This window comes from Chenggangzhangella methanolivorans, assembly GCF_019797865.1.
Classification (GTDB): domain Bacteria; phylum Pseudomonadota; class Alphaproteobacteria; order Rhizobiales; family Methylopilaceae; genus Methylopila; species Methylopila methanolivorans.
The window spans coordinates 2557735-2571993 of record NZ_CP081869.1; the positions used below are offsets into that span (position 1 = coordinate 2557735).

A 14259-nucleotide genomic window follows, 5' to 3' on the forward strand; every position below is an offset into this window, starting at 1 on the left:
CCCGATTTCCCCAAAACGGTCGCCGCATGCGCAGTTGGGCGCCATGGCGTCGCTCTGGCCGGATTTCGCAGCGACGAAGCTCGGCGACGGAACGCTGATCTGGATCGGGCCCCTGCGGCCCAAGGCGCAGCCCTACACGGTAGGGATCGTCTGGCGGCCGTCGCTTGGCCTGCCCTATGTCACGCTCGAGGCGCCGAAGCTGACGCCGCGGCCGGGCGTGACCTTTCTCGGCGATCCCGCATCTCCTCTACAACGGCGACAACCCCGAGCGCTCGGGCCTCTGTCTATTCGACCCGAAGGTCCGCGAATGGTCGGCCGGAGATCTCATCGCCGAGACCACCGTGAGATGGACGGCGGAATGGCTCACCTATTATGAACTTTGGCACATGACCGGCGAGTGGTTGGCGCCGAGCGTCGGTCCTGAAAGCGTGGCGCAGGCGGAGGCCGCGGGCGGCGATATTGGCGATGTTCACTGATCGACGCGCCAACACCCTACCGACGCAACGGGTTCGCCAGCCGTGGCCGACCGGCAAACCGTTCAAGATCCTGGCGCTCGACGGCGGGGGTATCAAAGGCGTTTACACCGCCGAATTGCTGCGCCTGGCGGAGGAGAGATTTGCGGGCGGACGACCGCTGGCCAGCTATTTCGACATGGTCGCCGGCACCTCGACCGGAGGGATCATCGGTCTCGGCCTGGGTCTTGGCCTGACGGTTCAGGATATCGCCGAATTTTACCGCGTAGACGGCCGACAGATATTTCCGCCCATGCCAAGCGGGCGCCTCGCGCGCTGGTTTCGATTCTGTCGCGCGATGCTGCGGACCAAGCTCGATCATCGGGAACTGGAGTCCGCCTTGAGGCGCCGGTTCGGCGATCGACTGCTGGGCGAGTCGAGCTGCCGCCTGGTCCTCCCGGCCTTCATGGTGCCGAAGACCGAGATCGCCGTCTTCAAGACCGACCATCACGCGGATTTCCGCAACGACCACGCGACGCCCGCCTGGAAGGTCGCGCGCGCTACGTCCGCAGCCCCCACCTATCTCAAGGGGATGGAGCATGAGGAGAGCGGGCGAATCTTCGTCGACGGCGGCGTCTGGGCGAACAACCCGGTGATGGTCGCTCTGGTCGATGCGCTGTCCGCCTATGAGCTCGGGTTCGATCAGATCGATGTCCTGAGTATCGGCACGGGCAACCCACCCTTCAGTTTGAGTCGGCGCCAGGCCGTCAGAGGCCTTATCGCGTGGCGGGAGGCCATCAGGGCCGCGATGTTTCTCACGACCGACAATGCGACGGCCCAGGCCAAGCTTCTTCTCGGTCCGCAACGCTGTCTGCGGATCGAACCCTCGGGATCGGACGCGGACGTCGAGATGGACGATTATGACGACGCCTTCGACAGGTTGCCGTCATGCGCCGCCAGAGATCTTGACGAGGCGGCGTCCGATATCGCCCGGTTTTTTGTAGATGTCGCCGAGCCGCGAGAGAGCGTCATCATACGCGGGCATGACATTGGGTGAGGCGGCGCAGGCCAAGGATCTGATGGTACCGAATGTCGACCTGTTCGCCGACGTCGCCGCGGCGCTTTTGATCAAACTCCATGCGGCGTTCCCGATCCCGCTCGACATCGAGATCGACGTTCTGGCCGATAAAGGCCTGCCGGACGCCGATCCGTCGGGCGCGACCCGCGAAGCGTTTGTCGAGGCCTCGCTGCTGTGGCTCGCCTCCGCCGGCCTGATCGCCTTCGAGCCGGGCCAGTTGGGCGCGCGCATGGTCGAGCGGGTCGGCCTGACGGCTCGCGGCTTTCTCGCGCTCCAGGCGTCTGACAGGGGCGACGACGCGATCGGCCTTTCGCTCGGCGCGGCGTTCTCGGCCGAGCACCGTCGCGACCTTATTGGGCTTGCGCTCGCCGCTGCGCGATGAGGCTCAGGCCGCGGCCCAGGCACGGTAGCGCTTGCGTCCTGTCGACTCGCGCAGCCCGAGCTCCTGCGCGAGGCCGAGCGCGGCCCGCGGCGTGACCGTGAGGCGCGCGGCGATCAGGGCCGCGGTGACCACCGGTGTCTCGATCGCGAGCTCGATCAGGCCCGGCAGGCTGGAGTTCGAACGGCGATCGCCGGCGCGCCGTGTGAGTCGCTCTCGGATGCTCGAGAGCCGGTAATGCTCCTTGAGACCGGCTTCTGCCCCGTCCCTAAGCGCTCGATTGTGACATCGAGCCGGGTCGCTGGATCGCGCTTCCAGCGCCTCTGCTGGGGCGGCGCCTTGAGGCCCAGTGAAAGAGAGCCAAGGTGGGCGCGGGTCTTGCCGCGTCCGCGCAGCAGCTCGGCGGCCAACAAGCGGCCAAGGCAGCTTTGCGACTGCAGCGGCGCGATCTCGTTCCAGGCGTCGAGCGCGATCGCGCTCGCGAGCGTAGGCGGCAAGACCTTGGTCTCCCCGGCCACGCCCCGCCACGCGGCGAGGCGCGCGTCCTCGTTCCAGTCGAGATCGTAGACCAGGCTCGGTCGGTCTTGCAGAGAGCGGCGTCCGACCGGTGAAGACCATCGCGGACCTGGAGCAGCTTCGCGAGGATCTCGCGCTTGCGCGTTTGACCGAGGTTACGCCGTCGATGATCAGAAACGTACAATGGGCATGCGTTGCGTCGCGGCGCCGATAATGGCCGCTCAGGGAGAAGTTGTGGCGGGTATCTCGATGTCTGGACCGACGCATCGCTTCTCCGACGAGAAGATCAAGATTTTCGTAGACCTTGTTCGGTTGGGAGCGTTGGCGGTCTCTCGCTCGATCGGCGCACATGATGGCCGCCGCCGAAGACCACTTGGTCGTGCGTCCGAAAAGCGACCTAGGGTTGGGAAGCGAAATTGAACTCTACGGCTTTCTCACGACCGGGCAGAACGCAGTGGTGGCGCCAGTGCACCCCAAGGCCATGCCGATCATCCTCAGGACAGCGGACGAGATCGACGTATGGATGCGCGCCGACTGGGACGAGGCTAAAGCGCTACAGCGCCCTCTATCTGCCGCAGCGCTTGTCGTCGTGGCGAAGGGTGCCAAGAAATATCCGGAACGACAGATGCCTTGGATCTCGGGCGGTGACGGGTGGCTTCGCTTCAAAGGCACCCTACCGGCCCAAACGCCGTCTCGAGCTGCATCAACGTTTCGCCGAGACGCCTATATGGCCTTCGGCTTCGAAGAAGGTGACGCCACCCTTCTCCAGCGCATCGACGATCTTGGCGACCGTCGCCTCTTGGGGACGAGCGTCCCCGGACTCGATTTTGATCAGCGTAAAGCGCGCAACTCCTGCGCGCTCAGCGAGCTCATGTTGCGACCAGTCCAGAAGGCTTCGGGCCGCCTTGATTTGCCGTTCGTTTACCATGCCTTCGCTTCAGTTGACATATTGTCAACTTGGCTCTTCTCCACTCTCGGCAGTTGATGTAATAAGATCTTACCCGGCTCCAAGACCGGAACGACGTAGAGCGCGCACCCGACGATACCGGCAGTCCGCTCAGACTCATTCGCGTGTGGATCGGCCGTCCCGAGTTCCGTCACGACGCCCCCAATCGAACTTTCCGGCCATGCAGACCGAGGAAGAGGGCGCCGTGCTTCTCGACACACCCATCATACGTCCAATCCCTGATTACGATGGAAAACGGTCCTTCCGCGAGCGCCAAAGGCGCCGCCAGAAGGATTTGAATCGTCTGTCGTATGAGGTTCACGCCGTAATCCAAGCGCTGCCCCAGTACCAGCTGAGGGACTGCGATTTTGAGAGCGCCGCCGAGCGCTTGAAATCCTTGCTCGGCACGACGGAGATAATTCCGATTCCCGTCCGCGGCCCCCAGGGCGTCATGGTCGTAATCTTGGCCCCGATGCGGATATGGTACGACGCAAAAATCCGCAAACGTCTGTGGAATTTCAGGAAATCCTCGGCCATCAATGGGGATAAGCCCGTTCGCCTACTCAGCCAGAGATGGATCCGCCGAAGGCCCTTCCTGGACAACTGCAAGCTTGTTGCCCGCTGCGCCAACATGTCCGTCGCCGCCCGCGACCGGTTCTCGGTCCTGACTCTGGTGCGCGAAGACCCTCTCGCCACACTCGAGGACTGCGCTGCCGTCGTCCGGGCACCGGATCCGGTCGGGGTCGTGTTCGCCCTCATCGCGGGCGGGCTGCTGACCATCAACTTCGAAACGGCGATCACGCCGATGTCCTCGATCTCTGAACGCCAAGTGGAGCGGTGACCATGCGTCCTGCCGAGAACGACGAGCTTGATGAAGCGAATGAAAAGGAGCTCGGAGAAACGTCGTTCGCCAAGCGCCTGGTCCAGCACGCCATAGCTGAAGCGACGGAGGCCGAGTCTTTCGAGCGGCTTCTGAAGCAACCGCTTGCATGGGTGATCGAGGCGCCCTCGGAAAGCTGGGTCGATCCCATCGTCGAGGTTATCCGCGAACTCATCACTCGGCGTATTTCGGACACGTCCCGCTCGGACCCGCACCTTTTCCGCTCCGAGGCGAAAACCTCAACTCGCCGATCGACCTTCCTCGACGACAAGGCCCAGGTTATCGCCGGCGAGATTGCGCGGGGCAGATCCGTGATCGCGGTAGCGGCAGATCCGGAACGGCAACTGCCGGGGATCTTGGTACGGAACTGCGATCGCTGGATCGTGGTGCCGAAACCGACGCCTGCCGACGTCGCTCGCGCCCTGGGTGAATTCTACGAAGAAGCCGCTCCCATTGATGCAATAGGCGCTCCTGACGTCCTCAATCTGGCAGCGATCGCATTCGCCGTGAGACCGGGCGCGTCTCTGGCCGAAACTATAAAGCGGCTGAAAGGAACTGCAGCGGCCCGGACGGCGCAGACCTCGGACGGCATTCCCGAGCTTTCCGAGCTCGCCGGCTATGGAGCGGCCAAATCCTGGGGCTTGGCGCTCGCGCGCGACATACAGCGGCTCCGCCGGGGAGATCCCGGGATTTCGCTGAAGGATCTTCCCAAGGGCATCCTCCTAGAAGGCCCTCCTGGGGTCGGCAAGAGCATCTTTGCCATGGCCCTGGCCAAGACCACCCAGCTGCCTCTGGAGACCACCTCAGTCTCACGTTGGCTTTCTTCGGGTGAAGGTCACCTCGACGACGCGCTGAAGGCCGCGCGTGCGGCCATCGAAGCCGCTCGAGCGCATCGCCCCGGGCTCCTGATGATCGATGAGATCGACAGCATCGTCGATCGAGACAGCCAGGAGGGAAGGTACGCCGCTTGGTGGATCAACTTCGTCAACGGCGTCCTTGATCTGATCGACGGCACGCTGAGGTACCCCGGCCTAATCACAATCGGAGCATGCAACAACGCCAGCCGGGTGGACCCGGCGCTGAGGCGCGCCGGTCGCCTCGACAAGGTCGTCAGAATACAGCTGCCGAACAAGGCCGACCGTGAGGTGATCTTCCGGTGCTATCTCGGACGAGATCTCGCGTCGGACGATCTTGAGCCGTTCGCTCAGATGACCGAGGGCATGTCGGGCGCCGACATCGTGAGGATCGTCACCGAAGCTCGCCAGATCGCCCGAGACGCCTCCCGGGAGCTTCGTGTCGAAGATTTGGCGATCGCGATTGCGCCGCCGATGAACATCGAAAAGGAGCTGCTGTGGCAGACCGCTTTGCATGAAGCCGGCCATGCGGTGATCGCATGCGTTCTGGGCCTCAAAGTCGGCGCGGTCCAGATCGGTTCGAGCGGCGACGGACTCGGCCTCACGAACTTCTCCCGCCGCCGCCGCCCGATGACCTTCGTCGACATCGAAGACTACGTCATCGTCACCCTTGCCGGGCGTGCAACTGATGAAGTCCTCTGCGGCGCCGCCGATGCTGGTTCTGGCGGTGTCGAAGCGTCAGATCTTGCTGTCGCCACGTCGCTGCTGGCGGGCGCACATGGATCGTTCGGGCTTGGCGAAAAGCTGACATACCTTGGAGCTGCCGATCGGGTGGCATCTACGCTATCAACCAATGAACAGCTTCGGTTCGGCGTCGAGCGCGATCTTGTACGCTTGCAGCAGCGGGCGAATGACCTCGTTCGCCGGCACCGAACCGAGATTGAAGCCGTCGCAACGCTACTCGCCGAACGTCGCTTTGTCCGCGGAGAAGATGTCGCTCGGCTGTGCGGTGGCGTCCGTCTGCCGGACGGTGAAGGCCTTGCCGACCGGAGGCCTTCATGACGCGGTCGCTGCAACCGATATCCACGCTCAAGGTTTCTCAACGCGCTTATGCGGGGCAGCAGGTAGATCCGCACGCCTGGCTGCTGGATCGCTACCGCCGCGGACCAAGCATTTCGTGCCAAGCTTTGTTGATACCTATGGCCGGGCGGCTGGACGTCGAGCTTGATGGGGTCTCGCCCTTCGAGACATCAACACGCCTCATCCTGCGCGCTTTGAACGTTCACGACCGGCCAAGCGCCGTAATCACGGACAATTCATCGGACGCGACCGCGCTGCGCGTGTGGCTATCCTCACGAGGAATCGCTCATGCGACGGTCCCTAAAGCCCTTCGTCGGATGGAGAGGATGCGTCCGGCCATGTTCGAAATCGCTGGAACGCTCGCGCGTTCGGCTGCTGAATTGCCGGAGCATAATACCTCATTAACGCTGACCTCAGACCGCTGAGGATGGGCCCGGACTTATAATCCGGAGCGCCGGACTGTTTACAACCCAGAAAGAGGGATTGGTCCAATCCCACATCCTAGAGCTTAGCTTTTTCCCCGGCGAGCTTCATCGAACTGCCGACCCGACAACGCGGCCAAACCCATTGTCCGCGCGAGGAGAACTGCGCCATGATGGCGGCTACACAGAATCGTACCGAGTTACTGCCTGACGCCAAGCTCACCGAGCTGACGGTTGAGCACTTCGACGCTGCAGCGCGGATTTCGGATCGCCGGTGCTTCCAGCTGCACGTCGTGTGCGAGGTGCGGACCGCGGAAGACACGCGCGCTCTCGTCATGCCTTGGGTGCTGTGTGATCGCGAAGCCTCCGGGCAGCTCGCACTCCCACACCTGACGGTCCCTCACGTCATTGCTTTTCACCCGATCGAGGGGGGCGATCTCGCGGATCTGCGGCAGCGGATGATGTGGCTTCGCCTGGCGGATATCCTGTGTGGCGAGACTTACGCGCCGAGGAAATCAAGGTCACTTCTTGAGACCTTCGTGAAGCTTCATGGGCTCTCCAGCGCGCCGGTCGACTCCGCCGTCGAGTGGCGCGACCGATGGACCGCCACCGGGCGGCATATGTCTCAGCTGTTCGAGATCATCGCCGAAAATGGTGCGCCGGTCCGATGAAGGCGCGCTCGGATCTCGATCCATACGGCCCGCCCGCGCTCGAGGAGATCCTCGCGCGCTCGGAAGGCATCATGGAAGTCGCTGACGATCGTGGCCCCGTCAGGACCATTTTCAACGGCCGGCGGAACCGGCCGGTAGGACTTTACCCAAGCGTAAAGTGTCGCCGAAGCATCGCATGGGAATCCCGGCTTGAACGGCGAACGATCCGCTGGCTCGAGGTTGATGACACAGTCATCAACTACATGGAGCAACCGCATCGTCTGCGTTTCTTGTTCCGCGGCCAGCGCACTCACTACACCCCAGACTTTATTGTCCAGACGGAGAACCGCACGGTCTTTGTCGAGGTAAAATACCGATCCGACATCTTCAAGATGCGGCCCGAAGATCGCGACCGCTATCGACTGGCACGCTCTATTTACCGCAGCATCGATCGGGATCTCGTTTTCGTAACCGACTTACGCTTCAAAATGCAAAAGGTCTGGCACGAGAACGCGCAAGTCGTCGAAGAATCACGGCGTCTGCTCCCATCAGACGACCAACTCACCATCATCATCGACCATCTGGTGTCGCGACCAAGATCGACGCTGGGTGCTTGCGCCGCCGCCTTCGGGAGCCCGCTCCATGGGCAGCGTTCCTTAATGGCGCTCATGCTTAGGCGGGTCGTTCGAATTGACCTGAATATCCCCCTTGGGCCGGATAGCGCGATCGAGCTCCGCAAGGACTACGCGGCCAATCTTCACAATCTCGTAGCAGCCAAGACGGTCCGCCATGCATGACTTCTTGGTTGAACAAGCGACCGCATCACTTCGGCTTTGACTAACGAGTGTATTACGCGATGAATGAAATGGTAGCCTCTGCCCAAATTGCTCAGCCGCAGCAGGTGAGCCTGAACCTGCGGCTACGCAAAGACGGTGTCGTTGTCATCGATGGGCGAAACTTCATCTTCGTTCGTCTATTTGAGGATGGTCGACTTGCATTTGACGATGAGGAGAACGCTAGACGCCGGAGCATGACCGAGAAGGAGTTTGTTGAACTCTATATATCCGGCCGCCTTTCGGTTCGCGACTGGAGCGTCCTGCCTCCGAAATTCCGCGAAGAAGCAGGCTCGTCGCTCGAGCTTCTCCCCGAGCTGAAAATCACCAAGGCAAAATGGCGCCACGCCTATTGCTTGGCCTATGATTCTCGACCGGTCCCAAAGACCGAGAGCGCCATGACGCCCTTCATCGAGATGGTCGCGGTAGCGAACGATCACGAGACCAAACCTGACTGGAGATCTGTGACGCGCTGGCTGCGTGAGCGCGGAGTGAAGGGGCGCCGAGAGCTCCGCACCATGCGATCGTTCGACGAGAGGAAGGGCCGCAAAAAGGGTGTTGGAGAGGAAGCTGAGTCAATAATTCAGGACGCCATCAAGCACGTCTACATGTCTCGTCAAATGCTGCCAGCTGGGGCGGTCGTCGCAGCGGTCATCGGCGAAATTAACAAGCGAAAAGAGCTCTTCGGCGAGACAACTATCGCGGCCCCTTCACCTGCCACGATCTACCGAAGGATCACCGAGCACTCGTACTACAAGACGTTGAGAATCCGCTGGGGCAAGCGAGCGGCCGATCGCGAGCTTAAGCCGCTTCAGTCCGCTCCGGAAGCAACTCGCCCGCTCGAAACGATCATCATCGATCACACGAAGATCGATGACTGGATGTTCTTCGAAGACGGCACCGAACTGCCCTGCGGTGGACGGCCGTGGCTCACATTTGCAATCGATGCTTACTCTCGCTACCCACTAGGTTATTACATTGGCTTTGAACCCCCGAGCGTTTACTCGGTCATGATGTGTCTCCGGCAGGCCATTACGCCGAAGTACGCAGTATTCAAGAAGTTTAGCGGCTTGAACTCAGATTGGCGTGCGGCTGGCCTTCCTCTGTACTGGTCGCCGACAACGCCAAAGAAGTCATTGGCCTATCGTTGCCTCAGGCTTGCGCTGAACTCGGCATTGAGCTCGAGACCTCGCCCGTGCGCACGCCGCATTACAAGGGAATTATCGAGCGCTTCTTCGGCACGCTAAACACAACGTTCCTACACCGTTTGCCGGGAACGACTTACGGCAGCGCCAAGACGCTGCGCGACAAGGAAATCGATCCGAAGAAGAATATGTCAATGTCTTTCGACACGTTCGAATATATGTTCCTCAAGTGGCTTACGCAAGATTACTGCAAGTCTCGCAATAGCACGACCCGCCGCACTCCAGAGCAACGCTGGATTGAGGGCACCGAAAAGGTCCACATCGAGCTCCCCGAGCATATCCAGGATCTTCAGGTCGTGTTGTCGCGTTATGCGACCGGCACCGTTTCAAGAGCGGGATTGCGGTACAAAAACCTTTTTTACCGAAATCCGACGACAGTCAGTGCAATTCTTGATTTGTCGCGCAAGTCGCGTGCGCCCGTCACGTTCCGATTTGACCCCACGGACATATCGAAGATCTACGTCCTCGATGCTTCTGGACAGTACCGTCCCATGGAAGCCGAAGGGGACTACGCCAAGGGCCTATCTCTTTGGCAGCACAAGATCATTCAGGAGGAGGCTCGTCGACGAGAGCGCGATCCGCGATCTCTCTCTGAACTCATGAGCGTCCGCTACGAACTCATGATGGAGGTCCACGAATCGATCCGCACAGGGATGGCCAAATCATTCCACGCGCGACTTCGCGGTATCGGATCACAGAGGCCCGCGCCCAGTTCGCTGCCGATCATTGTTGTCCCTCATTCTGGCGCTGCAGAAGAGCCCGTGAGCTCGATCCGAGCCGTGACCGCGGCCGACATGATCGAGACGCCGCCGCCGCCCGCAGAAGGTGCCGCCAAGGACCCTAAGCTTCCGAGAAAAAGCAGGCGGAAGCGGGATGAATACAACCTCGAGCCTTTCCCGACGAGCGCGAATTACGCGCCGCCGTCACCTCCGCCAAACCGCGAAGAGGATGAACAGCTCGAGTCATTTCCTACAAGTTCATGGGGTAACGCTGATGCTTAAAGTTGCAGAACAGATCGTGCATCCGGAGTTCCGCGCACTTAGCGATCGCTTTGCCGAACGCATCAATGCGATCAAGGGGATTCGTATCCGGAATGACCGAACGCTGGAGCTCATTCAGCGCCTTCACCTCTTCAAAGATACAGCGTCGGGCACCGGCGACAGCGCAGGCGGCGCACTCACGGCTCCGACCAGAGCCGGAAAGACCACTGTTATCCAAGAGTTTCTGGCCGATTTCCCTCCAGTCAGGCTTGGTGAGACCGACTGTAGCCCTGTGATATATTGCGAAATGCCAAGTAATGCGAACACCGTCCCTTGGCGCCAAGCTTTTGTCGGCTCTCGGAGATATCGATCCCGAACGAGGAACCGCTGCATTTAAGCAAAGGCGCGTAATTGAGGCCGTGCGTGAGCGAAAAACGAAGCTTCTGATCATTGATGAGGTGCAGCGGCTGGTTGCCAAAGACCAGGGAAAAGTTGCTCACGCGGTCGCTGATTGGATTCAGGAGCTAATGAACGAGATTAGCCGCTCCTGCGGCATCATACTTGTCGGCACGACCAGGGCTCGCCGCATCTTTATCCGTAACGGCCATCTTATTGGCCGCAACGTACCTGCGCTGGAGATGAAACCCTACGCCACGAGACATGATGATCCGAGCGACTGGAAGCTTTATCGATCGTATCTGATGACGTTCGACAGTGAGCTTCAGAGACTGGGCGGCTTCCAGAAATCACATTTGCATGAAGAAGATATGGCGAGCCGAATTCATGCGGCTGCACGCGGCTACCCTGGTGCGACTGCTCGTCTGATACACATCACTTCAGAAGCTGCTATGAGACTTGGCGATCAGCCAACGTTATCGCGTGAATTATTCGCCCATTGTTTTGATGAAATGTGGAAGTTTTCTGATGCCAAAGTCGTGAACCCGTTTCTGACGCCAAAACCTCCGGCTGTAGAACTCGTTTGGACGAAGGACTGGGAGACGTCCTTTGACTGATACGGCGTCTCCACGAGTTCCGGTGCCTGGCGATGCACTTCAGAGAGGTTTCGATTTCGTCATCGGCGAACGCACCGTACAAAACCGCGTCACGCCATATTACGACGAAACCTTGCTTAGCATTTTGACGCGCATCGTCGGTCGCACTGGCCACTCCTACCTGGTGGCTTTGTGTCCGAAACTCGGAATGACGAGGGCTGAAGTCCACAGAGCTCCTTGGCTTGGCGGTCACACTTCCAGGATCGCTGAAGTCTGTGGCTTTCCGGAGGACGAGGTAACGCGCCGAATGTATGGCTTCGGAGGATCGAAGCTCGGCCTTCAGCATGCGATGTTCAGTGGCGGCCCTATCGGGCAATCGTATGTCTCAACGAAACGACGGGCAGTCTCTCCAGCTTCTCTCAGGATCGCTCCCTATCACCGAATGGCGTGGGATCTGGTTCAGCTGGGCTTTTGCCCTGAATCGAACGAGCGACTCATCGATCGATGCCCGCTATGCAGCAAGGAGCTCACTTGGCTCGGTACCTCCGTTTGCCACTGCCATGCTTGCCGTTTCGATCTCCGGAAGCACGTGGAAAGCGGCGGTGACGTGAAACCGCCGATGTATCTCTCTAAGCTGGCAAACGCGCTTTCCCCCTTCCCTTCCTTACGAGCAGAGACCGTCGCCCAACTCCCTAGCGATCTTCGTTCGCTCACCGGCGGGGAGCTACTCCAATCGGCCATACTCATCGGTCTTGCTACTCGTCGCCTGCTCGATCCGAAGGCGCCAAGCATGCGACGGAGTATGGGTAAAGGATCATCCAGAGCCGAGTCGGCTGAGATTCTTGGATATGGCTCACAAGTATTATTTGATATGAGAGAATACTTCTCCGATATTTTGACTGAAACTCGGAATATTGGAGGAGGCAGCAAGAGCAACTCGCCCATTCGGAACGAACTAGGAGATCTATATGACCTGATCGACCCCAGCGTCGTGGGTCAAGCTATTTCAGACGTATTTAGCGCACGCATCAAAGATCACTATCAAAAATCCTATTCTCCTTTCGACAAAACTACATCATCGACGGTTCTATTGAAGTGGTGCGATCAGGTCATGAGCTATGACGAAGTCATTGCGAGCGTCACCACAAAGCAATTCCACGCTGAGAAAATGCGATCGCTTCGCACCCTTAAAGTCGGTCGCGGCGCAAAATCGCTAGCCTACCGGCGTGATAAGGTCAGAGAACTAATTATCGATTTGGAGAACTCTACACTTCAGACGGTTCTAAAGAAAAAGTACGGAATGCCCAATGTAATCCTGGATGGCTTGATCCAAAAAAAGGTCATCAAGCGCTCTCCCTCGCTCGTGGAGGAAATCCTTGGCCCAGGAAGGCTAGACGAAGCGGATCTCAGGCAATGGGTTCGGTCGATCGAGGCGAAGCTCGAGGAGCCCCGAGACTCGGAACCGGTCAGGCTCAAGGAGGCAATCCGGCATCTCGGGACTGGTGACGCCGCCTGGCGTCGGGTCATAGATCTCATTCAAACGGGGCAAGTGCCGCTTGTTGGGGTGCGCGAAGACGTAACGGCTTTGACGGTTCGGTGGTCCCTATGCCGACGCAGCCTTGCTTCACACCTACCTGTCCCGACGGCAAAATCCGGCACCGCGTTGACCGTGATGCTCGCCCATGTTGGGCTGCGGGCACGCAAAGCTGCCGAACTCGGAAGACTACAGGTCATCCGGACAGCTCCCTGTCCCAAAAACAGCCGCGTGTCCACGGTCGATCAAGCTGAACTGGATCGGTTCAGGAGCAGCTTCACGACGCCAGTAGCCTTAGCGAGCGAGTGGGGCGTGCCGGTCAAATTCGTGATTGCGTGGCTACGCGAGGCGAACGTCGAGGTCATTGGAAGCGGCCGCCCTAACGTCTATCGTCTTGATGACGTCAAACGACTTTTGGCTTCCGGCAAAGAACAATTTGTTCGCTTCAATCAACATTCGGAAGATCGTACTGTCTTTCTGCTACAATATCTTAGAATTCCGATCGGGCTCGAAATTAATAACATCAAGACACGCATTAGCACGGTGCAAAAATCGAAACAAAAATCCTTGATAATGTTAATAAAGATTATTTCTGGCTTCAAACTTTCTGACATCATAAAAGATCACGGAACCTCTTGTGTCTTATACTTTCTCTTCTATCCGCAGGCGTGGAATCGAAAGGCATCTTATACGTAAACAGAGAAATCAATATATTCTGTCATCCAAACAGAGAGCGGATCTTATTTCAAAAGCGCAGGAATTTATTGCTCGCAATAAAGCGGGTGAGCGCTTTAGTCTGTTTGATGTAAGACAATTTATCATAGATGAGTTTTCAATTGAATATAGCGTGACGAATATCTCGACCTATCTACGGAGATCTGGGGTCAAATGGCCGTCTGTTAATGAAGGGCCGAGGTCATTAGATGGATTGCAGCTCAAAAGGTACGCGCAGTTCAGTAACGACGTGGCTACTCGTATCAGAAATGGAGAGCGGGGCCTGACGCGTAACACTGTTAAGGACTGGGTACTCTCAGAATTTGGGGTAACCATATCCGAGAACGCAGTTAGTAAATACAATAAGGAATGTGGAGTCCTTTGGCCTGAAATGACGGGCAGGAAAATTGCGCGAAAGACCGGCAGACCGGAAAAATATAAGGGTCAGCAGAAATTTAGTGCTGATCAGTGGGAAGCATATAAATCGTTTTCGCGCCAATCTGCCGCCGCCATATTAAGCGGCGATCGGTCCATTTCGAAAACTACGATTCAGCGCTGGGTGAAGTCAGAGCTCGGGATTGATATTTCGTTAGGATCGGTCAAAGCCTACAATAAAATTGCGGGCGTTGAGTGGCCACGCGGTTCGTTAAAATTTGCTTCAAATTAAGTGGAAAATGAGTAATCAATAGGGGCTAGCTCGATGCTTGCGCTTATTCAAGTTGACTCATTTTATCTGCGTTAGAC

The 14259-nt window shown here is 58.7% G+C and carries 15 protein-coding genes and 2 pseudogenes; 15 read left to right on the top strand and 2 right to left on the bottom strand.

Features of this window, described 5'->3' with window-relative positions; all coding sequences use genetic code 11:
* Positions 1-233 precede the first annotated feature (233 nt).
* From K6K41_RS31010 to K6K41_RS13495, 3 genes are read left to right on the top strand one after another with little or no spacing between them, the layout of a single operon-like run.
* Positions 234-476, top strand: a complete 243-nt coding sequence (locus K6K41_RS31010) for a type II CBASS E2 protein (RefSeq protein ID WP_487308373.1) — start codon at positions 234-236, stop codon at positions 474-476.
* Complete coding sequence (locus tag K6K41_RS13490) at positions 466-1509, top strand: CBASS cGAMP-activated phospholipase (RefSeq protein ID WP_261405734.1); 1044 nt, start codon at positions 466-468, stop codon at positions 1507-1509. The genes K6K41_RS31010 and K6K41_RS13490 overlap by 11 nt, the downstream gene beginning before the upstream one ends.
* The gene (locus tag K6K41_RS13495) at positions 1496-1912 is read left to right on the top strand and encodes a hypothetical protein (RefSeq protein ID WP_261405443.1); all 417 of its coding nucleotides are present in this window, start codon (positions 1496-1498) and stop codon (positions 1910-1912) included. Before K6K41_RS13490 ends, K6K41_RS13495 begins: the two co-directional genes overlap by 14 nt.
* 3 nt (positions 1913-1915) lie before the next feature.
* Here K6K41_RS13495 and K6K41_RS13500 read toward each other — a convergent pair whose 3' ends face one another.
* A complete protein-coding gene (locus K6K41_RS13500) occupies positions 1916-2044 on the bottom strand; it encodes a helix-turn-helix domain-containing protein (protein WP_261405444.1) in 129 nt (42 codons plus the stop codon).
* A 23-nt stretch (positions 2045-2067) separates the two neighbouring features.
* The gene (locus K6K41_RS13505) at positions 2068-2427 is read right to left on the bottom strand and encodes a DUF1612 domain-containing protein (protein ID WP_261405445.1); all 360 of its coding nucleotides are present in this window, start codon (positions 2425-2427) and stop codon (positions 2068-2070) included.
* A 187-nt stretch (positions 2428-2614) separates the two neighbouring features.
* Here K6K41_RS13505 and K6K41_RS13510 point away from each other — a divergent pair, with 187 nt between their 5' ends.
* The 12 genes and pseudogenes from K6K41_RS13510 to K6K41_RS13570 all read left to right on the top strand — a co-directional run bounded on the left by K6K41_RS13510 (position 2615) and on the right by K6K41_RS13570 (position 14182).
* Positions 2615-2845, top strand: coding sequence for an IclR family transcriptional regulator domain-containing protein (locus tag K6K41_RS13510; RefSeq protein ID WP_261405735.1), 231 nt, complete (start codon positions 2615-2617; stop codon positions 2843-2845).
* Positions 2844-3035: pseudogene (locus K6K41_RS13515) on the top strand (SOS response-associated peptidase); the annotation flags it as partial. The gene K6K41_RS13510 and the pseudogene K6K41_RS13515, both read left to right, overlap by 2 nt.
* Positions 3036-3552: 517 nt before the next feature.
* Entirely contained in the window at positions 3553-4212 is a 660-nt protein-coding gene (locus K6K41_RS13525; protein ID WP_261405446.1) for a hypothetical protein, read from the top strand.
* A 2-nt stretch (positions 4213-4214) separates the two neighbouring features.
* The gene (locus K6K41_RS13530) at positions 4215-6167 is read left to right on the top strand and encodes an AAA family ATPase (protein ID WP_261405447.1); all 1953 of its coding nucleotides are present in this window, start codon (positions 4215-4217) and stop codon (positions 6165-6167) included.
* Entirely contained in the window at positions 6164-6610 is a 447-nt protein-coding gene (locus tag K6K41_RS13535) for a hypothetical protein (RefSeq protein ID WP_261405448.1), read from the top strand. Before K6K41_RS13530 ends, K6K41_RS13535 begins: the two co-directional genes overlap by 4 nt.
* A 167-nt stretch (positions 6611-6777) precedes the next feature.
* Positions 6778-7278 carry a hypothetical protein gene (locus tag K6K41_RS13540; RefSeq protein ID WP_261405449.1) on the top strand — a complete coding sequence of 167 codons (501 nt, stop codon included), beginning with the start codon at positions 6778-6780 and terminating at the stop codon, positions 7276-7278.
* The gene (locus tag K6K41_RS13545) at positions 7275-8054 is read left to right on the top strand and encodes a TnsA endonuclease N-terminal domain-containing protein (RefSeq protein WP_261405450.1); all 780 of its coding nucleotides are present in this window, start codon (positions 7275-7277) and stop codon (positions 8052-8054) included. Before K6K41_RS13540 ends, K6K41_RS13545 begins: the two co-directional genes overlap by 4 nt.
* Before the next feature lie 917 nt (positions 8055-8971).
* Positions 8972-9306: pseudogene (locus K6K41_RS31015) on the top strand (integrase catalytic domain-containing protein); the annotation flags it as partial.
* A gap of 147 nt (positions 9307-9453) precedes the next feature.
* Positions 9454-10296 carry a Mu transposase C-terminal domain-containing protein gene (locus tag K6K41_RS13555; RefSeq protein ID WP_487308374.1) on the top strand — a complete coding sequence of 281 codons (843 nt, stop codon included), beginning with the start codon at positions 9454-9456 and terminating at the stop codon, positions 10294-10296.
* Positions 10297-10622: 326 nt separating this feature from the next.
* The gene (locus K6K41_RS13560) at positions 10623-11288 is read left to right on the top strand and encodes an AAA family ATPase (protein WP_261405453.1); all 666 of its coding nucleotides are present in this window, start codon (positions 10623-10625) and stop codon (positions 11286-11288) included.
* Positions 11281-13497 (top strand): hypothetical protein, encoded by a 2217-nt coding sequence (locus tag K6K41_RS13565; RefSeq protein ID WP_261405454.1) that lies wholly within the window; start codon positions 11281-11283, stop codon positions 13495-13497. The genes K6K41_RS13560 and K6K41_RS13565 overlap by 8 nt, the downstream gene beginning before the upstream one ends.
* On the top strand, positions 13439-14182 hold the full coding sequence (locus K6K41_RS13570; RefSeq protein ID WP_261405455.1) for a hypothetical protein: 744 nt from the start codon (positions 13439-13441) through the stop codon (positions 14180-14182). The genes K6K41_RS13565 and K6K41_RS13570 overlap by 59 nt, the downstream gene beginning before the upstream one ends.
* Positions 14183-14259: the final 77 nt, after the last annotated feature.

Excerpts from the sequence above, each read along its gene's own strand:
- K6K41_RS13490 (WP_261405734.1), top strand. The coding sequence starts at position 466 with ATGTTCACTGATCGACGCGCCAACACCCTACCGACGCAACGGGTTCGC.
- K6K41_RS13495 (WP_261405443.1), top strand. The coding sequence starts at position 1,496 with ATGACATTGGGTGAGGCGGCGCAGGCCAAGGATCTGATGGTACCGAAT.
- K6K41_RS13510 (WP_261405735.1), top strand. The coding sequence starts at position 2,615 with ATGCGTTGCGTCGCGGCGCCGATAATGGCCGCTCAGGGAGAAGTTGTG.
- K6K41_RS13525 (WP_261405446.1), top strand. The coding sequence starts at position 3,553 with ATGCAGACCGAGGAAGAGGGCGCCGTGCTTCTCGACACACCCATCATA.
- K6K41_RS13530 (WP_261405447.1), top strand. The coding sequence starts at position 4,215 with ATGCGTCCTGCCGAGAACGACGAGCTTGATGAAGCGAATGAAAAGGAG.
- K6K41_RS13535 (WP_261405448.1), top strand. The coding sequence starts at position 6,164 with ATGACGCGGTCGCTGCAACCGATATCCACGCTCAAGGTTTCTCAACGC.
- K6K41_RS13540 (WP_261405449.1), top strand. The coding sequence starts at position 6,778 with ATGATGGCGGCTACACAGAATCGTACCGAGTTACTGCCTGACGCCAAG.
- K6K41_RS13545 (WP_261405450.1), top strand. The coding sequence starts at position 7,275 with ATGAAGGCGCGCTCGGATCTCGATCCATACGGCCCGCCCGCGCTCGAG.
- K6K41_RS13555 (WP_487308374.1), top strand. The coding sequence starts at position 9,454 with ATGTTCCTCAAGTGGCTTACGCAAGATTACTGCAAGTCTCGCAATAGC.